The sequence below is a fragment of the Cytobacillus sp. FSL W7-1323 genome (assembly GCF_038595015.1).
GTDB classification, from domain to species: Bacteria; Bacillota; Bacilli; order Bacillales; family Cytobacillaceae; genus Cytobacillus; species Cytobacillus kochii.
Genome location: NZ_CP151998.1, coordinates 3,401,948 through 3,425,957, shown reverse-complemented (window position 1 = coordinate 3,425,957; position 24,010 = coordinate 3,401,948). Strand labels below are relative to the sequence as shown.

Here is a 24,010-nt window from a genome sequence, read left to right as displayed (position 1 = left end):
TCCTTTTTCATTTTTGCAGATTATAAACTTCATTAGTATACGATTATAATTATTCAGACATGTAATAATGAAGTCTTATTTTTATGTAATACAATATTCCGAATTTAACTATTTTCTATTTCCTGTTATTATTTCTTGAAATATGATGAATCTCATGTTTAAATGAATTTTTGATGAGATATAATTCAATCAATAAACGATGATTTTATAAATAGGGTAGGAGATATTAGATATAAGGAAGTGAATCATTTGACAAAAATTATTGCCATTAATGCAGGTAGTTCTTCTTTGAAATTTCAATTATTCGATATGCCAGAAGAAAAAGTAATTACAAAAGGAATAGTAGAAAGAATTGGATTAGCACATGCGGTTTTTACAATAGTAGTGAAAGGTGAAAAAAGAACAAAAGAACTAGAGATTCCCAATCATGAAGTAGCTGTGCAATTGCTTTTAAATGAGTTAACAGCACATGAAATTATTGCTGAACTTGATGAAATCGTTGGTGTAGGTCATCGTGTGGTCCACGGTGGAGAAGATTTTTCGCAATCTGTGTTGATTACAGATGAAGTGATAGATAAAATCAGTAAACTATCGGATTTAGCTCCGCTACATAATCCTGCAAATTTAACGGGGATTTTAGCATTCAAACGTGTCTTACCAGATGTTCCAGCAGTAGCGGTTTTTGATACAGCCTTCCATCAATCAATGCCGGAAAGCTCTTATTTATACAGTCTGCCGTATAGTTATTATACTGAGTATGGTATAAGAAAGTATGGATTCCACGGAACGTCACATAAATATGTATCGGAACGGGCAGCTGAATTGTTAGGGAGACCACTTGAGCAATTACGATTAATTTCTTGCCACTTAGGTAATGGTGCGAGTATTGCAGCGATTGAAGGTGGAAAATCTATCGATACATCCATGGGCTTTACGCCATTAGCTGGCGTAACTATGGGAACAAGATCAGGAGATATTGACCCTGCCCTCATTCCCTTTATCATGCAAAAAACCGAAAAGTCAGCAGATGAAGTGTTAGATGTATTAAATAAACAAAGTGGCATGCTTGGTGTTACTGGTTTTTCAAGTGATTTAAGAGATATTGAGATGGCAGCGGAAGAGGGCAATGATCGAGCTGAATTAGCATTAGAAATATTCGCAAACCATATTCACAAATATATCGGTTCATATGCAGCGAAAATGTATGGTGTCGATGCTATAATCTTTACTGCAGGTATCGGTGAAAACAGTGACGTTGTAAGAGAAAGAGTATTAAGGGGACTAGAGTTTATGGGTGTTTATTGGGACCCTGCTCTTAATAAAGTCCGGGGTCGTGAGGCGTTTATAAATTATCCGCATAGTCCGGTAAAAGTCATCATCATTCCTACAAACGAAGAAGTAATGATTGCAAGAGATACGATTGAATTAATATCATAATGGAATTAACATTTGCTCCGACTCGCCTTTTTGGTGGAGTCGGTTTTTATTTTTTTATAAGCAAATGGGTAAGGAAATATCATTTTATATAAACAGAGAGTAAACGATGAAAGATTGCACAGGATGGTTCTCTATTTACCATTAGAAAATCGCCTTCTTAGCCTAGAAAATCTTATTCGTCTGACTAACAGCGATCATTCACTAAAGAATCTTATAGTCATAAACAAATAATGGTATTAGTAAAAAGAATAGTAAGTTTTGATCATAAGAGCAACGTGCTTATTATCAGTTAATTTGCTATACTATTAACAAAATATAGTAGCGAATGGAGGATAAGGAGATGCCATTATCTGCACGTGAACAAATGGTACTTAACGAAATCCGTGAATGGGAAAATCAATTATATAGCTACGAAGCGAATGATATCGAGCGTTCATATGAACATTATTTAGAATACTCTTTTGCATTATTACCAGAGAATGTTCAAAAGCAAGTGTTTTCTATGATGGATAGTTGGATGTTTCATTTACATGCACTCATTCAAGGATCACAATTACAGCTTGATGCAAAAGAAAGAATTCTGTCTTCAGGGAGGATTTTTCAAAAAGATATTGATACATTACATGATATGAATGCTTTGACGATTGATCAATTATCATACATAGCTAAACAGCAAATTGCTAGGCATCGAATGTATTCTTTAGCACAAGGTGGTGCAACAGGAACTGGCGGGCTTATGATGCTAGGGAGTGATATTCCGGCAATGGCTGTCATTAATTTAAGAGTCGTGCAGTTAATTGCCATGACTTATGGTGTCGAAGTCAATACACCATTTGAAATGATGAGTTCATTAAAAGTCTTTCATGCAGCTACCTTACCAAGGAGAATCCAAGGAGAAGCTTGGGAGGACTTAATGAATGACCTAGAGCAGCATGACGATTTATATTTTTATGAGGGAAAAGAAGAATTAACAGATATTACATGGTTAGAACAACCGATGAAACAAATGTTTAAAGCAGTAGCGATTGTTTTACTTAGAAAAAAAACGTTACAAGGAATACCAGTCATTAGTATGGCAATAGGAGCGGGTACTAATTACCAATTAACGAGAAATGTAACGGACTTTGCTCATAAGTATTATCAGTATCGCTATCTATTAAATAAGTCAGGGTGATTGTAAACGATGAGCGTAACGGAACATAAGAAAGATTCGTTAACTGTTGGCTGTAAAGTTATCACAGTAAGTGATACAAGAGATGAGGAAACAGATAAAAGTGGGCAATTAATGATCGCATTACTTGAACGAGCGGGTCATAAAGTCAATGCCTATGAAATTGTCAAAGACGAAAGTGTCGCAATTGAACAAAGTGTACGAGCTGGATATAACCAAGAGGATGTTGATATTATATTAACGAATGGTGGTACTGGCATTGCTCTACGTGATGTCACCATTGAAACGGTGCAACGTTTGTTTGATAAAGAGATTGACGGCTTCGGTGAGTTATTTCGTATGCTGAGTTATACAGAGGATATCGGTTCTAGTGCCATTATGTCCAGAGCAATAGCAGGTGTGATTAAGCATAAAGCGGTGTTTTGTACACCTGGATCCTCTGGTGCTGTCAAATTAGCGATGAATAAATTGATATTACCTGAGATCAGTCATGTCGTGAAAGAATTGCGTAAAGATTTATTTTAATGAGAATGAGTCCGAACCATTTACGTTCGGGCCTATTCATTAATAGTGACCTTTAAGTGTTACATCTTGACCTGTTCGGAACCAAAGCCATAATTCATTAATTTGTGAGGCTAATTCGGCGATTTCGTGATTGAGTTTACAAGAAGTTTCAAAGTCGCTTTCATTAGAGAGCTCTTCTTGTTTCCTATTAATCAAGACTTCTATACTTTTTATACGGTCTGGAATTTTCCCTCGAATGGTTTCCCAATGAACTAAAATTTGTTGTTGCTCAATAGATGAAAATGCCTCCCAATCCTTTTTTATAGTCGGTAAATCGATAGATAATCTTTGGTTAAACGTAAAATGCTGATGCATTGTTTGCCCCCTCTGCTAATATTTATATTATTTATAAGTGTATCTTCTTTTTCAAATCATAGCTATATACCCTTCCGTTTGCTTGGCCAAGTGAATATAGTAAAGTAATTATAATGAGAAAGGAATGGCAAGTGTTGAAAAATATCGTTTGGATTCTTCTATTTATTCTGCTTTGCCTTTCTCCATCCCCCTCTAATGCTAAATCGAATACAAACACCATGCAAGCAAAAAAAAACTATTATACAAAATTACAAATTGGGCTGCCAGAAGATGTGGGTATCAGTAGTGAGCGTTTAAAAGTCGTTGATGAATGTATAACAACGGAAATATCCCGTGGTTTTCCTGGTGCTGTTTTAGTAATCATTAAGGATGGAAAAATCATTAAGGATTCAGCGTATGGATTCGCCAAACGATATGATGGGCATTCCGTATTGCCGCAACCAATAAAAATGAAAACAACAACGATTTTTGACCTCGCATCAAATACAAAAATGTTCAGTACAAATTTTGCTATGCAACAGTTAGTTTCCCAAGGGAAGGTTGACTTGAAGCAATCTGTCCAATATTATTTACCAGCATTTAAAGATCGTGATAACGACGAGATAAAAGGAAAAGCAAAGATAACAGTAACCGATCTGTTGCAGCATACTGCTGGACTACCGAGCAGTATTCACTATCACGATCCAAAAAAAGCGGGCGTGTTATATTCTCAAGATAGAGAGTTAACTAAAAAGATGGTCATAGCTACACCACTGAAGCATCCGCCCCATACAGCACAAATATATAGTGATATTGATTATATGTTATTAGGGATAATTATTGAAGAAGTGACAGGTGTATCATTAGACGATTATGTTGAAAAGGAAATATATAAACCCCTTGGCCTTATTCATACTAAGTATAACCCTCTACAAAAAGGAGAAAGCCAAAATGAATTTGCCGCAACTGAGTTATTTGGTAATACAAGAGATGGTGCTATTTCCTTTCCCCATATAAGGAAGCATACATTACAAGGAGAAGTCCATGATGAAAAGGCGTTTTATAGCATGGCAGGTGTATCAGGACACGCGGGCCTATTTTCTACTGGGAGGGAAATGGCTGTATTATTACAAGTGATGTTAAATGGAGGTGGCTACGGGAATCTTGAACTTTTTAATCAGTCAACCATCAATCAGTTTACAACCCCTTCGTCGCCTGACTCTTCTTTTGCATTAGGTTGGAGGATAAATAGTGACGATCATATGCATCAATTTTTTAGTGAAAGTGCACCGAGCACTGTCCTTGGTCATACAGGCTGGACAGGAACGATGACTGTTATTGATAAGGAAAATCAACTTGGCATATGTTTACTAACAAATAAAAGACACTCACATGTAATCGATCCTTATAAGAATCCAAATGTTTTTGCCGGCGATCAGTCAGTTATTAGTAATTATGGGAAAGTGATAGACCTTATTTATAAGGCGATAATCTCTTAGCAATCATTGCTATAAATAAATAAAAACAAGAGTAAGGAAACTAAGATAAAAGCCAATAAGGCTTTTATCTTTTTTTATAATGGTTTGCAATATATGCTGGAAATTTTGCTCTTCTCTACACTTTCACTTGTTTCGGTTGGACGGATATTTATGTGGATTTATGCATTTGTGGATATTTTATAGAAATTGTAGATAACCTATTGCAATTTTAGGGAAAGGTTGTTAAAGTATTAACATAATCAGTTGAATAAAAATATAAGTTATTGAATATTTATACGTATCCACTTCAAGGAGGAAATAAAAATGTCAAATCCAAAAGTTGTTCTTGCCTATTCAGGCGGTTTAGATACTTCAGTTGCAATTAAATGGTTAGGAGATCAAGGTTACGCTGTTGTTGCTTGTTGTTTAGATGTTGGTGAAGGAAAAGACCTTGATTTCGTAAAAGAAAAAGCACTTCAGGTTGGTGCGGTTGCTTCTTACGTGATTGATGCAAGAGAGGAATTCGCGCAAGAATTTGCTCTTGTAGCCTTACAAGCACATGCATTATATGAAAATAAATATCCATTAGTATCAGCGCTTTCTCGTCCGTTGATTGCAAAAAAATTAGTGGAAGTAGCTGAAAAAGAAGGTGCGGTTGCAGTTGCACACGGATGTACGGGTAAAGGGAATGATCAGGTCCGTTTTGAAGTGGCTATTGCGGGATTAAATCCTGACTTAGAAGTATTAGCACCAGTGCGTGATTGGAAATGGTCTCGTGAAGAAGAAATTGCTTATGCAAAAGAAAATGGTATTCCTGTACCGATTCAATTAGATTCTCCATACTCTATTGACCAGAACTTATGGGGAAGAAGTAATGAGTGCGGAATTCTAGAAGATCCTTGGGCTGCACCACCAGAAGATGCATATGATTTAACAAATAGTCTCGAAAATACGCCAGATACACCAGAAATCATTGAAATCGGTTTTGAGGAAGGCGTACCTGTGACATTAAATGGGAAATCATATATGCTTTCTCAGCTAATTACAGAGTTAAATTACATTGCTGGAAAACATGGTGTGGGACGTATTGACCACGTTGAGAACCGTTTAGTAGGGATTAAATCTCGTGAAATTTATGAAGTGCCAGGTGCTACTACTTTAATGAAAGCACATAAAGAGCTGGAAGATTTAACACTTGTGAAAGAATTAGCGCATTTTAAACCAATTATTGAGAAGCAGGTTGCTGAATTAATCTATAACGGACTGTGGTTCTCTCAATTAAGAACAGCACTCCAAGCATTCTTAAAAGAGTCGCAAAAATACGTAACTGGGACAGTAAGAGTGAAATTATTTAAAGGCCATGCGATTGTTGAAGGAAGAAAGTCTCCTTATACTCTATATGATGAAAAACTTGCCACATACACTTCTGATGATGAATTTGATCATAACGCAGCGATCGGTTTCATTAAATTATGGGGTCTACCAACAAAAGTACAAAGTGCGGTGCAAGGTAACAAGAAGGTGACAGTGTGAAAAAGCTTTGGGGAGGCAGATTCACCAAATCTGCTGAAGAATGGGTCGATGAATTTGGCGCATCCATCTCCTTTGATCAGGAGCTAGTACAAGAAGATTTGCAAGGAAGCATTGCTCATGTAACAATGCTTTCTGCAAATGGTATTATAAGCGAAGAGGATGCTGAAAAAATTAAATCTGGCTTGCAAACATTACAAGAAAAAGCTGCTAATGAAGAAATTGAGTATTCAGTTAAACGTGAAGATATTCACCTTAACTTAGAAAGTGCATTAACTGAACTTGTCGGTCCTGTAGGCGGAAAGCTACATACAGCTCGTAGCCGAAATGATCAAGTTGCTACTGATATGCATTTATATTTAAAGAAGCAGGTTCAAACCATTATTATGCTTGTTGAAGAACTGCAAAATGCATTACTTACACAAGCGGAAGCGAACGTTGAAACGGTGATGCCAGGATATACCCATTTACAGAGAGCACAACCGATTTCATTTGCGCATCACCTAATGGCATACTTCTGGATGCTTGATCGTGATAAACAACGTTATCAAGAAAGCCTCAAACGCATTAACATTTCTCCACTTGGAGCTGGTGCATTGGCTGGAACAACTTTTCCGATTGATCGCTATCAAACAGCCGAATTGCTTGGTTTTGAAGGGATTTATGAAAACAGCTTAGATGCTGTGAGTGATCGCGATTTTATTTTGGAATTCTTATCTTCAAGTTCAACACTGATGATGCATCTATCTCGATTAAGTGAAGAATTGATTCTCTGGTCAAGTCAAGAATTTCAATTCATTGAATTAGATGATAGTTTCGCAACAGGAAGCAGTATTATGCCGCAAAAGAAGAACCCGGATATGGCTGAGTTAATACGCGGTAAAACGGGACGAGTATACGGAAATCTTATGGGGATGTTGACTGTTTTAAAAGGCTTACCACTTGCTTATAACAAAGATATGCAAGAAGATAAGGAAGGCATGTTTGATACTGTCAAAACGGTCGTTGGTTCTCTAAAAATCTTTGTTGGAATGATTGAAACAATGAAGGTGAAGACAACACAAATGGAGAAGGCGACAAAGAATGATTTCTCTAATGCGACTGAACTAGCTGATTATCTTTCAAGTAAAGGTGTACCATTCCGTGAAGCGCATGAAATCGTTGGTAAGCTCGTGCTTACTTGCGTACAAAAAGGTTGTTTCTTAATGGATTTAACACTTGAGGAATACAGAGCTGTTAATGATTTATTTGAAGCCGATATTTATAAGGTGCTTGATCCATATACCGCTGTTGAAAGAAGAAATAGCGCGGGTGGAACAGGCTTCGACCAGGTGAGAATCGCTATAGATAAAGCGAAAGCTAAGTTAAATAAAGAAGAGCATGCCTAGATGCGCATGCTCTTCTTCGCTTTTTTTTAGGAGTGCTTCTCTGCCACGTTTGCCTCCCCACTTTTTTGCTTTGCGGATTTATTCGGTCTGACCACAAGTACATCACAAGGTGCGTGGCGTGTAATATATTCTGATACACTACCAATTAAGAAGCGTTCGACAGCATTCAGCCCCGTTGCTCCACATATAATAAGGTCGATTGGCTTTGTTTTCGCGATATCTTTGGTTATGATTATTTTGGGAGATCCATATTCGATTATATACTCTACTTTAGTAACGTTTGCTTGAGTACAAACTTCCTTATAACGTGCCATTAAGTTTTCAGCAAATTCTGTAGCTCTAACAGAAGTAGAGTGATCATAAGCTTCAATAGCATTGGTACGAGTATCGACAACATGAGCTAAAATGAGATTGGCACCACTATCCTTCACCATTTCAATTGCTTGATTAAATGCCTCATCTGCTTCTACTGAACCATCTACTGCGACTAAAATGTTTTCATAATGTTTACTCATTTAAATCTCCTCCTTTACCTATTATTATACATACCCTTTTTATGAATAAATGTAGCCATTTTTCAAACAATAATGAGGAAAAAATAATGACAAAGGAGTGAACAATCTTGAAAAAAGAAGAAAGAAATGAATGGAATCAATTGTATGATGAAAATGAAGCAGAACAATCTATTAGCGATTCAATAATGGAAGCATATAACGGTGGTGCAGTCAGTCGCCAACAATTGACGAACGAAACCAATGAAGATGAATTAAGCTAAAGTAATATAAAAGGCGTTTTGTCATATGACAAAACGCCTTTTGAGCTTGTATTCAAAAAACTTCATAAGAGTAGACAAAAACACCTTTACTGTTAAAATAATTTTGTGATGGATATATTGTAGTTACCCCACTATGTTAAAAGATGTAAAAAAAACGGTTGATTACAGGAAGCAATTTAGGTCATGTCCATTGATAGCCATTTATATTAGAATAGAACGATAGGGGAAAGGTTTATTAAGGGGGAGAAGAAGATGGAGCAAAAAAAGCTTGATCCAAGATATAAAGTTGCTAATCGAGAAGCGCTTATCGGTGTCGGTATTGCGATGATCAACTTTTTCATATGGTATTCTTTTGCCTACGGCTTAGGTAGTAAGCCTGTTGAAGAGTATCAATATATCTTTGGATTACCTTCGTGGTTTTTCTATAGCTGTGTGTTAGGGTTTCTAATTATTACAGTCATCGTTTGGTTGGTTGTTAAGTTCTTGTTCTCTGATGTACCTTTTGAGGAGGAAGAACAATGAATTGGGGAGTAGCTATACCATTAATTATTTTTTTATGTTCACTATTCTTTTTTGGGATTTATGCAACAAAATATTTAAAGCATGGACCTGATTTTTTACAAGAATATTTTCTAGGTGGAAGAAATCTTGGTGGCTTATTATTGGCGATGACGATGGTGGCTACATATGGGAGTGCGTCAAGCTTCATCGGTGGACCTGGAATTGCTTATAATATGGGTCTTGGCTGGGTGTTATTGTCGATGTCACAAGTGGTAACAGGCTACTTTACACTCGCTATCTTAGGTAAAAAGTTTGCCATTATCTCTAGGAAGACAAAAGCGGTTACTTTAAATGATTTCTTAAGAGAACGCTATCAAAGTAAATGGGTAGTCATCTTATCGTCAATTTGTATAGTTGTTTTCTTATTCGCTTCTATGTCTGCGCAGTGGATTGGTGGTGGCCGATTATTAGAATCGTTTATGGGATTGTCGTATCAATCAGCACTTTTAATTTTTACATTATCTGTTCTTATTTTTGTTGTGATTGGTGGTTTTCGTGCAGTTGCCATCACTGATACAGTTCTCGGTATGATCATGTTAATTGGTACAATTATTATTTTAGTAGGAACAATCATTGCTGGTGGTGGGGTACCGAATATTATCGAGAAATTAACAGCAGAAAATCCTAACTTGATTACACCCTTCGGTGCGGACGGTTCATTAACGCCTTTATACGTATCCAGTTTTTGGCTTCTGGTTGGTGTTGGTGTGGTTGGTTTGCCCCAAATTGCTGTCAGAGCAATGTCTTACAAAAACGCAAAGGCAATGCATACGGCGATGATTATCGGTACACTTGTTACAGGCGCTATTATGCTAGGTATGCATCTTACAGGTGTATTTGCACGAGTGGTGATTCCTGGAATTGAAGTCGGGGATACGGTGATGCCGCAATTGACACTAACCATTTTACCTTCATGGTTAGCAGGGATTGTGTTGGCAGCTCCGATTGCAGCGGTCATCTCAACAGTCAATGCATTGTTACTTCTTGTCAGTTCATCGTTGGTGAAAGATATTTACATAAATTATATTAACAGTAAAGCAACAGATCAGTTTATTAAAAAGTTGACGTTATCTGTAACAGCAATCATTGGTATTCTAGTGTATATTGTAAGTATAGAGCCACCTGATCTTCTTATCTGGCTTAATTTATTTGCTTTTGGTGGATTAGAAGCAGCGTTTATCTGGCCAATTATTATGGGGCTTTATTGGAAAAAAGGAAATGCCTATGGGGCTCTTGCTTCTATGATTACAGGGGTAAGTAGTTATATTATTATTGACCGTTTATTTCCGGACTTATTAGGCGTGCACCCGGTCGTTGTCCCAGTGTTTTTATCTTTTATACTTTATGTCCTTGTTAGTTTGTTCACACAATATAAAAAACCAACTCAACAACAGGAGATTATCGATAAATTTTGGTATGTTTCAAAGTAGTTATTTTCTAAATGAAACAAAGTAAAATAAAACCTGAACAAACACAACCAATTGTGTATGTTCAGGTTTTTTCTTTCTTAGCAAGTTTAATAAAAAAGTGAAGGTATACATTGCGGTGTTTTTATTCTAAATGAAAACACAAGAGGAAAAATGTTTTCTAAAATAATTATTATTAGAATTATCTTATTATTACGTTGGTGCAATAAAGTGTGATAGTATTTATATGAATGCGTTTACATATCTATATTTTCTAAATATATATATGTTAAAGTATTTTAAAATATTTATTTTTTGGGAATGAAGGTGAGATGAGTTGGCGAATGAGGTGAAAAAACAAGGGTATACAAAAGGAAAATTGATTGGGTTATTTCTCGGTCCAATACTTGCATTAATTGTATTCTTTTTATTACCAAGTGATATGATTGGTTATGAAGGAAGGGTAGTTATTGCTAGTATTATGATGATTGGTACGTATTGGGTGACAGAGGCGGTACCGATGGCGGTTGCATCGTTATTACCGTTGGTTCTTATTCCGTTATTTGGCGGTGCCCCGATTGATGTGGTTTCAAGATCTTACGGAGAATCCGTTATTTTTATGTATATGGGTGGATTTATTTTGGCAATTGCCATTGAAAAATGGAATTTACACAGAAGGATTGCACTCAATATTATTGACATGATTGGAACGTCAAGCCATAAAATTATTCTCGGTATTATGCTTGCCACAGGATTGTTAACAATGTTTATTTCGAATGCTGCGACGGCATTAATGATGTTACCAGTTGCATTAGCTTTAATTTCAGAAATGCGAGATAAGAAAATTTTAGAAGGTCAAAATATTGACTTTTTTGCTAAGTCTATCTTACTTGCTGTTGCCTATACAGCAACAATTGGCGGTTTAGCTACGCTTGTTGCGGCTGTTCCAAATGCTGCACTCGCAGGTATTGCTAAGATTCAATTTGATGTAGAGGTCACCTTTTTGCAATGGTTAATCTTTGCAGGTCCGGTTGCGATTATCATGTTTGTTTTCTTATATTTCTATTTAACAAAAATGAAATTTAAGGTAAATGCTGAGAACCAAACAGAAGTGTCTTTTATTAAGGAAGAGAAAAGAAATCTTGGGAAGATAAAAACCGAAGAGTGGGTTGTTATTGCTGTCTTCTTATTAACGGTTTCTTTATGGGTCGGCAAGCCGGCTATTTCTTGGATTGCAGATCAAGTAAGTTTTCTATCATTCTTAGAAAGGTTGGGTTCATTGCCTGACGCAAGCATTTCTATGATGGGTGCTATCCTCTTATTCTTCTTACCAAGTACAAAAGGTGAGAGAATTTTAGAGTGGGGAGATTTAGCGAAACTACCATGGGGTGTATTAATTTTGTTCGGTGGTGGCTTAGCGTTAGCGTCAAGTCTTGAGCATTCGGGTGTGAATGACTTTATTGCCGTAGCATTACAAGGATTAGAAGCATATACACCGTTTATCATTATTCTTCTACTTGTTGTCATTGTATTAGGTATGACAGAAATACTGTCAAATACTGCTGTTGCCAACCTCGTCTTACCAATTTCAGCAGGTTTAGGTGTTGCTATTGGGATCGATCCTTTAATTATGATGGCAGCTGTTGCCTTAGCAGCGGGATCATGTTATATGCTTCCTGTTGCAACTCCACCGAATACCGCTGTTTTTAGTGCGGGTGAACTGGAAGTAGCCGATATGGCTAAAGCGGGTGTTTGGCTAAACGCAGTTAGTGTAATCGTGATTACATTAGCGGTTTATTACTGGATGCCAATCGTCTTTGGTATTACGATATAAAAAGAAGACCCCGAGTATGTAGTGACCCCTAAAAGTTAGACACAGTTATTTCATGAGGCAACTTGTTCAAAATGAGTTCGGTATTGTACCGGACTCATTTTCAATTTTCCCTTTAACCGTTTCCTATTATAGTATTCTATATATTTTTCTAATTCTAGTTTAAAGTGGTTCACACTTTCAAATTCCTTAAAATAAAGCAATTCTGACTTCAGTATCCCAAAGAAGTTTTCCATTACAGAGTTATCGTAACAGTTACCTTTACGTGACATACTCTGTTTAACCCCTTTTGCTTGAAGCAAGTTGCGATATTGGTTCATTTGATAATGCCATCCTTGGTCGGAATGCATGAGTAATTGATGCCTTTCTGGTAAGGATTCTAATGCTTTTTCTAACATGTCCGAAACTAATGAATACGTTGGTCGAGAACCGATGGTATACGTAATAATTTCACCATTAAATAAATCTAATACAGGCGATAGATACAGCTTTTCACCAAATAGCTTGAATTCTGTAATATCTGTTACCCATTTTTCATTCGGTGCGTCCGCACTAAATTGACGGTCTAAATGATTTGGCGCTATTTTACCGACTGTGCCTTTATAAGATTTATACCTTTTCATCCGCACTAGGCATCTTAAACCCAGCTCTTTCATGATTCGTTGAACCTTCTTATGATTTACTTTTTTCCCACGATTCACTAGCTCATCCCGAATACGACGGTAACCGTAACGACCTTCATGTTCTTCATAAATGGCTTGGATTTCTCCTTTTATATCGGTGTCTGGATCAAGTCGATTCATTCGTTTTACTAAATTATAATAGGTGCTGCGTGGAATGCCAGCGAGTTTTACGAGTGACTTCACCGAATACTTATGCCTTAACTCATAGACTACTTGTGCTTTGTCTTGTTTGGTGATTTTTCCTTGTTTTGAACTAAGGCATTCAACTTTTTTAAATACTCATTTTCCATTTCCAGTTGTTTTATTCGATTTTCTAGTGCTTCAAAAGAACGGTCAGTAGAACTTTGTTTATTTGAATCTTTTTTCATGGATAGACGCCCCTGTTCCTGTGACTGAAGGGCATCTATCCCTTGTGTTTCAAACTTTCTTTTCCATACAGCTAGAGTGGAATGCGCTGGGATATTAAAAATAGCTGCCGTTTCACATAGAGAAGTACCATTTTCAGTCATATATTGTAGTACTTCTAGTTTAAACATTTGTGTATAACTTGTACAACGTTTCACCAATGCCTCTGCACCATTGTAGTTGTATTGTCTTACCCATTTAACAATCGATTTGTGATCTATTCCAATAGATTCTCCAATTTCTCTGTAACTTTCTTTTCCGCTTAAATAGCGAGTCACGGCTTGTAGCTTCATTTCCGCAGTAAATTTGGACAAAAAAACTGCACCTCCAATAGTTGTAGATAGTGTCTAACAATTGGGGTGCAGTTCAGTATAATGACGGGGTCTTCTCTATGTTATTTAATGGTTTGTAACTCTTTTGGGAATTGTGTTAATGGTATAGCACCGTCTTTTGTTAGAACAAGATCATCTTCGATACGAACACCGGCTACTCCTGGTACGTAAATACCTGGTTCAATTGTATACACCATGCCTTCTTGTAGAAGCAAATCATTTGTTTCTGTTAATGAAGGATATTCATGGACGGAAATACCAAGTCCGTGACCGAGGCGATGTGGGAAGTAATCTCCATATCCGGCATCTGCAATAATTTTTCTTGCTGCTAAGTCAACTTCTGATGCTTTTGCACCAGGTTTACATGCTGCTATTGCTGCTAATTGCGCTTTGAGCACGGTGTCATAAATTTCTTTTTGTTTCTCATTTATTTCACCATAAGCAACCGTTCTCGTAATGTCTGAACAATAGCCTTTCCAAACAACGCCAAGGTCAAATAGAACAAGGTCGCCTTTTTGAATTTTTGTCATACCTGGTGTACCATGCGGAGATGCTCCGTTTTTACCAGTTAGAACCATTGTTGAAAAGGACATTTCATTAACGCCTTTTTTCTTTAATTCATATTCGATTGTAGCTAAAACTTCCAGTTCTGTCTTTCCTTCTGCTATGGCAGCACAGCCTGTTTCAATAGCGAAATCTGCAAGAGCAGTAGCTTCTTTAATAATCGCAAGCTCTTCTTCACTTTTTACCATTCGTAATGTACGAAGCTTTTCTTCAGCAGATACCATACTTGCATGAGGGTAAAGTTCTTTCACCGCTTCATAACGTTCAACATTCATATGTTCTTTTTCGATGGCTATTTTATTAACTGTTGAAAGACGTGTAACAATGGCATCATTAATCATTGTCCATGGATTTTCAATATCTGTATATCCAATAATATCACCATTCCAACCAGCGTTTTTGGCATCCTCTATTTCCATTTTTGGACAGACAAGGAAAGGGTCAGCATCTTGGAAAACGGCTAATCCTAGTAAACGCTCATTAGGATCACTATGAAAAGAGCTCAAGTAAAATACATTTTCTGTTGATGTAATAAAAGATACATCAATTTTGTTTTCTTTCATCCATGATGATAAAATATCCATTCTTTGCTTCATGGTAGTCCCTCCTGGTCTTTATGTAGTAAGCTATAAGCAAGCGTATCAACTATATATGAAAAAGTAAACTTTTTGAACTGTTTAAATTGAAAGAAATAAGGGAAGAGACAGGATAACTTCATATTTATGTTGAAAAAATTACATAGGAAAAACAGAAAGGAGAATCATTTGTGAAAGTATCATTTCATGGCCATTCTATCGTAAAAGTAAAAACAGAGGATAAAACAATTTTATTTGATCCATTTATTACTGGGAATGAATTAACAGACCTTAAGGTTGAAGAAGAAAAACCGGATGTTATTATCGTGACGCACGGACATGGTGATCATTTAGGAGACACAATTGAACTGGCTAAGAAGAATCAATCTCTAGTGATATGTAATGCAGAACTTTCATATTATCTAGGTTTCCATGGTATTGAAGCACACGGCATGAGTATTGGTGGTGCGTATGATTTTGATTTTGGGAAAGTGAAATTAACTCCAGCTTTACACGGAACAGGGCTCGTAACTGAGGATAACCAAATTGTTTATTTAGGTATGCCGGCTGGTGTCTTACTAACAATTGATGGTAAGACAATCTATCATGCAGGAGACACAGGTTTGTTTTCGGATATGAAATTAATTGGAGAGAGACATCCGATTGATTTAGCATTTATCCCGATTGGTGATAACTTTACAATGGGACCAGAGGACGCTGCTTATGCTGTAGAGTTGCTGCAACCGAAACAAGTCGTTCCCGTTCATTACAATACATTTCCACCAATTAAACAAGATCCACACGCTTTCGCTAAATTAGTAAAAGGATCTGATGTAAAAGTAATGGAAGCTGGAGAAGTTGTTGAATTATAATAAATATTGTTGAGAGAAACTGAGATAATGCCACAGATGACTGTCTGTGGCATTTTTGATTTCAATTTGTGAACCAACTAGTTACACTTTTTCATGGAAAAGTGCGTAAGCTAATACAATTGATTAAACCTCAAACCTCTTTAATATAGTGAGATTAGATTTGAAAAGGCAACTGGGTACATATCAATACTTTTTCACATAATAAATACACTAGTATTGAAGACGATTACTGGTCATGTCCGCTTTCTTCTCTGCATAAATATAGATTATGAGAGGAGAGGATGAGATGAGGAGATATCGTTATATTATTTGTTTATTGCTTGCAGGTGCTATGCTCTTTTACGCAGTCCCTCGATTAGATGTTTATAGCAGTGGTCTTGAGGGTGTTTTTACCATTACTTGGTTAGCATTTGCATTGATTGTTATTGCCGGAAATTTGACAGCCTTATTATATGAGCCGAAATCAAAGGTAAATGTAAGGACAAGGCGAAAAGTGGTTACATCTAACCGCAAACGAATGAGGTCTCATTAATAATATTGCTCGTTCGTTGAACATCACAACTTTTCATTCTATAATAAGGCTATGAAGGATGAAAATAGAGGGTGATGTCTTGGCTACAAAGCATGAGCAGATTTTACATTATATTGATGAGTTACCAGTCGGAGAAAAAATTTCCGTTAGACAAATTGCAAAGGCACTATCGGTGAGTGAAGGAACAGCTTACCGTGCCATTAAAGATGCTGAAAATAAAGGGTATGTGAGTACGATTGAAAGAGTCGGTACAATTAGAATAGAAAGAAAGAAGAAAGAAAACTTTGAAAAGCTTACTTACGCAGAAGTTGTCAATATTGTTGATGGACAAGTGCTAGGAGGACGAGCAGGACTCCATAAAACATTGAATAAGTTTGTGATCGGTGCGATGAAGTTAGAAGCAATGATGAGATATACTGGGGCTGGAAACTTATTAATCGTCGGAAACCGTACGAATGCCCATGAACTAGCGTTAAAAGCTGGAGCAGCCGTTCTTATTACGGGTGGTTTTGATACTGAAGAAGATGTGAAGCGGATTGCTGACGAATTAGAGTTACCGGTGATTTCAACAAGCTACGATACTTTTACAGTAGCAACGATGATTAACCGAGCAATATATGATCAGTTAATTAAGAAAGAAATTGTTTTAGTAGAAGACGTACTTACACCTGTTACTCAAACGATTAGCTTGCAAACAACAGATACGATTGAGGAATATTTAAAACATAATCGAGAGACGAGTCATAGTCGCTTCCCGGTTGTTGATCAACATATGAAGGTTCAAGGGATGGTTACTTCCAAAGATATTATGGGCCATAAAACAGATACACCTATTGAAAAGGTCATGACGAAAAACCCGATGACAGTTGGTGGTAAAACAAGTGTGGCTTCTTCTTCACATATGATGGTTTGGGAAGGGATTGAACTCCTCCCAGTTGTTGATCAATCGCATAAGTTAGAGGGAATCATTAGTCGACAGGATGTGTTAAAAGCGCTTCAAGTCATTCAGCGGCAACCACAAGTTGGTGAAACAATTGATGATACGGTGACAAATCAGTTGGTATTAGCGAATGGAAAAACGAAGAATGAAGCGATGTATCGCTGTGAAGTTACACCGCAAATGACGAACCATATTGGTTCCATCTCGTACGGTGTTTTCACGACGATAGTGACAGAAGCTGCTAATCGCGTTTTACGAATGTACAAAAAAGGTGACCTTGTAGTTGAAAATATGACCATATACTTTTTAAAACCAGTTCAAATTGAGAGTATGCTTGATATTTTTCCAAGAGTGCTTGATGTTGGAAGAAAGTTTGGGAAAGTAGATGTAGAAGTCTTCAATGGCGGGGTATTGGTTGGAAAAGCGATGATGATGTGTCAATTAACAGAAAGATAAGCATAAATCGGCTAGTTGATGGATACATCTTCTAATAGCTAGTAAAACATCAACTAGACCGAATTTACTTACTACCTTACAATTGGAGCCACCACAGGTGAAATTGTAAGGTTTTAGTTTTGGTTCGATTTAATCCATTCGGATTCTTCAATCGCACGAGGGAGAAAATATTTATAGGCTTTCATACCAGCCCAAATACTGATTCCGCCAATAATGATAAAAAGAGCAGAGATAACATACGTAATCGTACCGCTATAAAGAAATAGTTGGTTGACACCGAAAAAGAATATAAAGGCACCTAGCGCCATACGTGATTTAGCTGAAATCCATTCTTTTTCTGCAGGACGTCTAGAACGTACGTATTTCACTTTATAGAATACGTACAAAGCAAAAGATAGTGCAATAAAAACTGCAAGTACAAGCATGTACAAACCTCCATAAATGAACATATGTCTTTATTTTAACTTCTATAAGAGGAAATTGCTAGAAGAGAGAGAATAATTATTATAATTGCAAGATGCTTTTCTTTCTTGTGTGTTATTTGAGAGGAGTATACAATGAAGAGTAAAATTCTGTCCGCGATCAAAAAGTATGACAAAATCATTATCCATCGTCATATTCGTCCAGATCCAGATGCCTACGGGTCGCAAGGAGGGTTGGCAGAAATAATAAAAGCTTCTTTTCCGCAGAAACAAGTATATACAGTGGGGCAAGAGGACGAAACCCTGCTCTATTTGCGTAAAATGGACAAGATAAGTAATGAAGTCTACGAAGGAGCTTTAGTGATTGTTTGTGATACTGCCAATACGGAGCGCATTAGTGATCAACGGTACACAAAGGGTGATCTATTAATAAAGATTGACCATCATCCTAATATGGATCCGTATGGAGATTTGCTTTGGGTAGATACTGAGGCGAGCTCTGTAAGTGAAATGATTTATGAGTTTTTTCTAAGTGGTCAAAATGATGGTTTAATAATGACAGATGAGGCAGCAAGGCTGATTTTCGCTGGCATTGTCGGTGATACAGGGCGGTTTATCTATCCAAGTACAACGAATAAAACCTTTGCTTATGCAGGAGAACTAATTAAATATCAGTTCTCAAGGACAGAGCTTTTCGATAGAATGTATGAATTAGCACCCAATCTAATTAAGCTCCAGGGATATATTTTACAACATTTTCATATGCTTGATAGCGGAGCGGCAGTGGTGAAAATGGACAGTAGTTTATTGCAAAAATACGAGGCTACACCTGCTGAGGCGTCGGTTTTAGTCGGAGAGCTCGGCCATGTTAAAGAATTGAAGGCATGGGTGTTTTTTATAGAAGAAGAAGATCAAATAAGAGTGCGCTTCAGGTCGAAAGGTCCGATCATTAATCAACTAGCTCGGTGCTATAAAGGTGGGGGACATCCATTTGCAGCAGGTGCATCTATATATAGCTGGGATGAAGCTGAAAAAGTGATTTCCGACTTAAATGATTTATGTGAATCGTGGACCATTTAATAATTAATAGAGGTTGAGCAATTAATTTAATAACAGCTCAACCTCTAATACAAGTGTTGTATCTATAATAATGGATTGAATATCAGCTCGGTAGCGCTTCCCATTAATGGGGTGGGTTTTATTCACAATTATGCGTTTTACGAGTTCGATACTTTGTCCGACGCTTTTTATATCTCGCGCCATTAAAATACTGATATCTTCTTTGATCGCATCCTCCGTTTGATAGAGGCTGTATTCGTCTAAATTATATTTCTTGAGTGCAGATTGGTCGATTTTAACAACGATCTCTTGGACAGTTAATAATTCTTCGTTTTCTTTATTCAATTTTTTAAATTCCTTCTGCCATATCTCCTTTTCATTTTCTAATTCCTTAATTTCGGCTTCCTGTGTGTGGATTTCTAAACTATAACGCTCTTGCCATTCACCAAAAATGTAAACGAAAACACACCAACTTAATACGCCTCCGATAGCCATTCCAGCAAAAAAACGCTGCCAAGAAGGTCTGCGATAATAAGGGGGGATTCTCATTTAGGTAAATGCTCCTGAGTTAGCCAGATGATGATTTGAGCGCCTGTTTGAGCCCCACCAAAAGCTGAGAGAATTAAGAGACATTGTTTGATAATATCTTTCGTTTGCCCATCAAGGACTCCACGCTCAAAACTATAAACCGTATCAAAAGTACCTCCAATAGCAGCGATAATTGCCCAAATTCTAATAGAATTCGATAGATTGAAAATTTCTGTTAAGGGAGGTTTTCCTGTGAAAAACGCGGCAATGCCACCGATGATTGAACCGCCAATCAAAACACCAAGAGCAATAAAGTAACTTTCTAAAAGAGAAGAAAAGAAGGGTTGCTCATTCATTTACATAACCGCCTTTTAGTGATGAATTCTCTCTATTCCATCATATGGACGAACATCATAAATTATGTTTATTCTTCAATGAATTCATATGCGATTGTACAATGAGAGTTTTCATTAAGAAACAAACGTTCTATAATAAAAGAAGAAGAAAAATGAGGGTGTGAGAAAGTTGTCTTTTATTCACTTGCAAGTATATAGTGCCTATAGTTTATTAATGAGCACAGCTAGTGTTGAACAACTCGTAGCAGATGCCAAAGTAAAAGGGTATCCAGCAATTGCCCTTACAGATAGAAATGTAATGTACGGGACAGCACAGTTTTATAATGAATGTAAAAAAAATAATATTAAACCTATTATTGGGTTGACTGTCGATATTGAAAAGGAACAAGAAGAAGGGACGAACCCAATAGTATTACTAGCGAAAAATAACCAAGGTTATCAAAACTTACTCAAAATAACGAGTAGCCTGCAAACGGCAGCAGAAGGCGGACTCCCGCTCAAGTGGTTGAGGGCTTACTCAAATGGATTAATTGCTTTAACACCTGGTTTAGAAGGCGTAATTGAGAATTACTTGCTAGAAGACCGGTTTATGGATGCTGAAAAATATGCTCGTATGTATAAAGAGATTTTTTCTGGTGATTTTTATCTTTCTATGCAAAGACATGGGCTAACAGAGGAAGAGAAAGTATTGCCGTTGCTTAAGGATTTATCAGAGCAAAGTGATATATCACTAGTTGTGACAAATGCTGTTCATTATTTAAATAAAGAAGATGCCTTTGCTCAACAATGTGCACTTGCTATACGCAATGGAGAAAAATTAGAAGACGAGAGTTGGGAAAGATTACAATCTGATCAATATTCTTTAAAACGTGTGAAAGAAATGGTTGACCTTTTTGTAGAAGAGGAAGAGGCGATTATAAAGACGAATATGATTGCCAGTGAATGTGATGTGGAGATGGACCTTGGAATAAAAAGCTTGCCGAAATTCCCCACTGATGGCCATCTGACAGCCGATCAGCAATTAGAGCAGCTCTGTATGAAAGGGTGGGGTGAGAGATATCCTGATGGAAATGAGAAAGCTAGGAATCGCCTTATGTATGAGCTTTCTATTTTGAAGAAAATGAATTTTAGTGATTATTTTTTAATTGTTGCGGATTTTATGCAGTTTTGTAGAAGGGAAAAAATTTTCACTGGACCTGGACGTGGTTCGGCAGCCGGCTCAATTGTAGCATATGTGCTTTATATAACAGATGTTGATCCGATTCGTTACAATTTGCTTTTTGAACGGTTTTTAAACCCTGAGCGGATTTCTATGCCTGATATTGATATTGATTTTCCTGACCATCGCAGAGATGAGGTAATCCAATATGTGGCAAGCAAGTATGGTCAGCAACATGTCGCGCAAATTATTACGTTTGGAACATTAGCAGCTAAGGCGGCACTTAGAGATGTTGGTAGGGCCTTTGGCTTAAACTCAAAGGAACTAGATCAGCTATCTCGTGCGGTACCTAGTCGACTAGGTATTACCTTAAAATCAGCTTGGCAAGAGTCACATTCTTTGCAAACATTGATTAATCAATCATCGTTATATAAAAGATTATTTAATACAGCACTAAAGTTAGAAGGATTGCCAAGACATACTTCTACACATGCTGCTGGCGTTATCATAAGTGAGCGCCCACTTGTTCAAGTGGTACCAATTACCGGGGGACATGGAGATGTTTTTCTAACACAATTTTCAATGGAGCACTTGGAAGATCGTGGCCTATTAAAAATGGATTTTCTTGGCTTACGTAATTTGTCACTTATTGAAAATATTTTACAGTCTATTAAAAAGAAAACAGGAAAACTTATTCCAATAAAAGAAGTGCCACTTCAAGACCAAAAAGCTTATGAATTACTATCTAGGGGAGAAACAACAGGAATTTTTCAGTTAGAATCAAGTGGGATGAGAAATGTATTAAAGAAACTGCAACCGACTACATTTGAGGATATTGTTGCAGTCAATGCATTATATCGCCCAGGCCCGATGGAAAATATTCCGTTATTTATTGCGAGAAAGCATGGTGAGGAGGAAATTACCTATCCTCATCAAGATTTAGAAGATATATTGAAGCCGACTTATGGTGTCATTGTTTACCAAGAACAAATTATGCAGATTGCAGCAAAGATGGCAGGATTTTCACTAGGGGAAGCTGACTTATTAAGAAGGGCTGTAAGTAAAAAGCAAGAAGAAGTTCTGAATAAAGAAAGAGCACATTTTGTGCATGGTGCGATTAACCAAGGATATACAGAAGAAACTGCCAATCAAATATATAATTACATCGTTAAGTTTGCTAATTACGGATTTAATAGAAGTCATGCAGTAGCGTATAGTATGATTTCTTATCAACTTGCCTATTTAAAATCCCATTATCCGCTACATTTCATGGCGGCATTGTTAACTTCAGCTATTGGTAATGATGCGAAAGTAGCCCAATATGTAAATGAGGCGAAGCAATTGGGGATTGAGATCTTACCTCCTTCCATTAATAAAAGTATCTTTTCTTTTCAGGTGGAAAATCAAGGAATCCGCTATAGTTTAGCAGCAGTGAAGACGATCGGGGTAAATGCTTGGAAGGAAATTGTTCGAGTGAGAGCAGGTAGATCATTCCAAGATTTATTTGATTTTTGTATCCGTATGTCAGGGAAAGTATTCAATAGGCGAATGCTTGAAATGCTTGTTCATTCCGGGAGTTTTGATGAGTTTGGTGAGGACCGAGCGACACTACTTGCTAGCTTAGATATTGCCTTAGAGCATGCCGAGTTAGTTCAGCCAGATGATGATCAATTTGATATGTTTAGTGAAGAGGAATTTTTCCCTAAACCAAAATACGCAACTGTTGAAGAGATTCCCTTGTTAGATAAACTTGCTAACGAAAAGGCGGCTTTGGGGTTATATCTTTCTGCGCATCCGGTAACAACCTATGAATCATTTTTTTCACTGTTAAAATCTCAAACGCTACAATACATTGAGAGTCAAGAGAGAAAAGTAATTGTTCAATCAGTCGTGTATATCTCAGAAATGAAGAAGATTAGGACCAAAAAAGGAGAAGCGATGGCATTTTTACTTCTTAGTGATCAAACTGGAGATATGGAAGCAGTCGCTTTTCCGAAAATCTATAATAAGTATTCTTCTATCATGCAAGCTGGCGATATTGTCTTTATGAAAGGTGAAGTAGAGGTAAGGAATGGAAAGAAACAATGGATTATTAGAAGTGTTGAAAAAGTAGAAGAAGTGATTGAAAAGGAGGAATCTAAGCCACCTACCCTTTACATTAAGATTACGAAAGAGAATGAATCAGATGAGAAATTAACATTGTTAAAAGAAATTTTACAATATGAAGTAGGGCAATCACCTGTCGTTTTATTCTATGAAAATGATCGTAGATCCATCAAACTTAGTCAAGATGAATATGTATCATACAGCGAAAAATTGACTGAACGCTTAAAAGAATTATTTGGAGGAGAGAATATTGTTTTTAAGCGTTAGCCTTTACAAGTTTTTCAGATATGTTATATTGTTATCATAAACTGGTCAGACCACCATGAAGTTGATTTTTAAAGAATTTGCATTAAGTGCTGCTTTCATTTCCTTATTTATAGGTAAATTGTTCTCTAGTACTGAAGCAATTCTTATTAATGAATACTGAATCATTTTTCTAGTATATGTTTATTGTGAGGTCGACTGCTATTTTGTAACGTCCTAGGTATTTGGTTGTTTTTGCCACATTCTTGATATATGTATTGAAGAATAAGAGAGAGAAAATTTACATATTAAGAAAGAAGAGACAGCTAGTATGTTGGGTTTG

General features: G+C 36.8%; 22 protein-coding genes. 15 read left to right on the top strand and 7 right to left on the bottom strand.

All coding sequences use genetic code 11. The features are described from left to right. The first annotated feature begins 249 nt into the window (after window positions 1-249). The 3 genes from MKX67_RS17245 (at window position 250) to MKX67_RS17235 (ending at window position 3,133) form a co-directional block, all read left to right on the top strand. Window positions 250-1,437 (top strand): acetate kinase, encoded by a 1,188-nt coding sequence (locus MKX67_RS17245; protein ID WP_342488492.1) that lies wholly within the window; start codon window positions 250-252, stop codon window positions 1,435-1,437. Window positions 1,438-1,777: 340 nt separating this feature from the next. Further along, complete coding sequence (locus MKX67_RS17240; RefSeq protein ID WP_095372283.1) at window positions 1,778-2,611, top strand: EcsC family protein; 834 nt, start codon at window positions 1,778-1,780, stop codon at window positions 2,609-2,611. 9 nt (window positions 2,612-2,620) lie between these two features. Further along, window positions 2,621-3,133 (top strand): molybdenum cofactor biosynthesis protein B, encoded by a 513-nt coding sequence (locus MKX67_RS17235; protein ID WP_095372284.1) that lies wholly within the window; start codon window positions 2,621-2,623, stop codon window positions 3,131-3,133. A 39-nt stretch (window positions 3,134-3,172) separates the two neighbouring features. On the opposite strand, the gene MKX67_RS17230 is transcribed toward MKX67_RS17235, so the two are convergent. Then, window positions 3,173-3,487 carry a hypothetical protein gene (locus MKX67_RS17230; protein ID WP_095372285.1) on the bottom strand — a complete coding sequence of 105 codons (315 nt, stop codon included), beginning with the start codon at window positions 3,485-3,487 and terminating at the stop codon, window positions 3,173-3,175. A 131-nt stretch (window positions 3,488-3,618) separates the two neighbouring features. Here MKX67_RS17230 and pbp4b point away from each other — a divergent pair, with 131 nt between their 5' ends. From pbp4b to argH, 3 genes are all read left to right on the top strand, one after another. Continuing rightward, window positions 3,619-4,965, top strand: a complete 1,347-nt coding sequence (pbp4b, locus tag MKX67_RS17225) for a penicillin binding protein PBP4B (protein ID WP_342489285.1) — start codon at window positions 3,619-3,621, stop codon at window positions 4,963-4,965. Between the two features lie 303 nt (window positions 4,966-5,268). Continuing rightward, window positions 5,269-6,477: an argininosuccinate synthase gene (locus MKX67_RS17220; protein ID WP_095372287.1), complete on the top strand. Its 1,209-nt coding sequence runs from the start codon at window positions 5,269-5,271 to the stop codon at window positions 6,475-6,477. Next, a complete protein-coding gene (gene argH / locus MKX67_RS17215; RefSeq protein ID WP_342488491.1) occupies window positions 6,474-7,862 on the top strand; it encodes an argininosuccinate lyase in 1,389 nt (462 codons plus the stop codon). Before MKX67_RS17220 ends, argH begins: the two co-directional genes overlap by 4 nt. 26 nt (window positions 7,863-7,888) lie before the next feature. Here argH and MKX67_RS17210 read toward each other — a convergent pair whose 3' ends face one another. Further along, the gene (locus MKX67_RS17210; RefSeq protein WP_095372289.1) at window positions 7,889-8,377 is read right to left on the bottom strand and encodes a universal stress protein; all 489 of its coding nucleotides are present in this window, start codon (window positions 8,375-8,377) and stop codon (window positions 7,889-7,891) included. Between the two features lie 107 nt (window positions 8,378-8,484). Between MKX67_RS17210 and MKX67_RS17205 the strand changes: the two genes are divergently transcribed. The 4 genes from MKX67_RS17205 to MKX67_RS17190 all read left to right on the top strand — a co-directional run bounded on the left by MKX67_RS17205 (window position 8,485) and on the right by MKX67_RS17190 (window position 12,438). Next, window positions 8,485-8,637, top strand: coding sequence for a hypothetical protein (locus MKX67_RS17205; RefSeq protein WP_157733921.1), 153 nt, complete (start codon window positions 8,485-8,487; stop codon window positions 8,635-8,637). Window positions 8,638-8,889: 252 nt separating this feature from the next. Then, a complete protein-coding gene (locus MKX67_RS17200) occupies window positions 8,890-9,159 on the top strand; it encodes a YhdT family protein (protein ID WP_095372290.1) in 270 nt (89 codons plus the stop codon). Further along, on the top strand, window positions 9,156-10,628 hold the full coding sequence (gene panF, locus MKX67_RS17195) for a sodium/pantothenate symporter (protein WP_095372291.1): 1,473 nt from the start codon (window positions 9,156-9,158) through the stop codon (window positions 10,626-10,628). Before MKX67_RS17200 ends, panF begins: the two co-directional genes overlap by 4 nt. A 313-nt stretch (window positions 10,629-10,941) precedes the next feature. Beyond that, complete coding sequence (locus MKX67_RS17190; protein ID WP_233435211.1) at window positions 10,942-12,438, top strand: SLC13 family permease; 1,497 nt, start codon at window positions 10,942-10,944, stop codon at window positions 12,436-12,438. 50 nt (window positions 12,439-12,488) lie between these two features. Here the strand turns inward: MKX67_RS17190 and MKX67_RS17185 are convergent. Together MKX67_RS17185 and MKX67_RS17180 are read right to left on the bottom strand one after the other, a co-directional pair. Continuing rightward, a protein-coding gene (locus tag MKX67_RS17185; RefSeq protein ID WP_224935613.1) for an IS3 family transposase occupies window positions 12,489-13,837 on the bottom strand; the annotation gives its coding sequence in 2 pieces (ribosomal slippage) (window positions 12,489-13,393 and window positions 13,393-13,837; 1,350 coding nt in all). Between the two features lie 80 nt (window positions 13,838-13,917). Continuing rightward, entirely contained in the window at window positions 13,918-15,015 is a 1,098-nt protein-coding gene (locus MKX67_RS17180; RefSeq protein ID WP_322909668.1) for a Xaa-Pro peptidase family protein, read from the bottom strand. A 170-nt stretch (window positions 15,016-15,185) separates the two neighbouring features. Here MKX67_RS17180 and MKX67_RS17175 point away from each other — a divergent pair, with 170 nt between their 5' ends. The 3 genes from MKX67_RS17175 to MKX67_RS17165 all read left to right on the top strand — a co-directional run bounded on the left by MKX67_RS17175 (window position 15,186) and on the right by MKX67_RS17165 (window position 17,794). Further along, a complete protein-coding gene (locus MKX67_RS17175) occupies window positions 15,186-15,866 on the top strand; it encodes a metal-dependent hydrolase (RefSeq protein ID WP_224935770.1) in 681 nt (226 codons plus the stop codon). Window positions 15,867-16,152: 286 nt separating this feature from the next. Continuing rightward, complete coding sequence (locus tag MKX67_RS17170; RefSeq protein WP_095372294.1) at window positions 16,153-16,398, top strand: hypothetical protein; 246 nt, start codon at window positions 16,153-16,155, stop codon at window positions 16,396-16,398. A 79-nt stretch (window positions 16,399-16,477) separates the two neighbouring features. Next, window positions 16,478-17,794: a CBS domain-containing protein gene (locus MKX67_RS17165; RefSeq protein ID WP_095373634.1), complete on the top strand. Its 1,317-nt coding sequence runs from the start codon at window positions 16,478-16,480 to the stop codon at window positions 17,792-17,794. Between the two features lie 113 nt (window positions 17,795-17,907). On the opposite strand, the gene MKX67_RS17160 is transcribed toward MKX67_RS17165, so the two are convergent. Beyond that, window positions 17,908-18,219, bottom strand: coding sequence for a YtpI family protein (locus MKX67_RS17160; protein WP_095372295.1), 312 nt, complete (start codon window positions 18,217-18,219; stop codon window positions 17,908-17,910). A 132-nt stretch (window positions 18,220-18,351) separates the two neighbouring features. Here MKX67_RS17160 and MKX67_RS17155 point away from each other — a divergent pair, with 132 nt between their 5' ends. Beyond that, window positions 18,352-19,296 (top strand): bifunctional oligoribonuclease/PAP phosphatase NrnA, encoded by a 945-nt coding sequence (locus MKX67_RS17155; protein ID WP_322909667.1) that lies wholly within the window; start codon window positions 18,352-18,354, stop codon window positions 19,294-19,296. A 21-nt stretch (window positions 19,297-19,317) separates the two neighbouring features. Here MKX67_RS17155 and ytrI read toward each other — a convergent pair whose 3' ends face one another. Both ytrI and MKX67_RS17145 read right to left on the bottom strand, forming a co-directional pair. After that, entirely contained in the window at window positions 19,318-19,824 is a 507-nt protein-coding gene (gene ytrI, locus MKX67_RS17150) for a sporulation membrane protein YtrI (protein WP_095372297.1), read from the bottom strand. Further along, entirely contained in the window at window positions 19,821-20,159 is a 339-nt protein-coding gene (locus MKX67_RS17145) for a YtrH family sporulation protein (RefSeq protein WP_095372298.1), read from the bottom strand. Before MKX67_RS17145 ends, ytrI begins: the two co-directional genes overlap by 4 nt. 160 nt (window positions 20,160-20,319) lie before the next feature. On the opposite strand from MKX67_RS17145, the gene dnaE reads away from it, so the two are divergent. Beyond that, on the top strand, window positions 20,320-23,691 hold the full coding sequence (gene dnaE / locus MKX67_RS17140) for a DNA polymerase III subunit alpha (protein ID WP_322909666.1): 3,372 nt from the start codon (window positions 20,320-20,322) through the stop codon (window positions 23,689-23,691). Window positions 23,692-24,010: the final 319 nt, after the last annotated feature.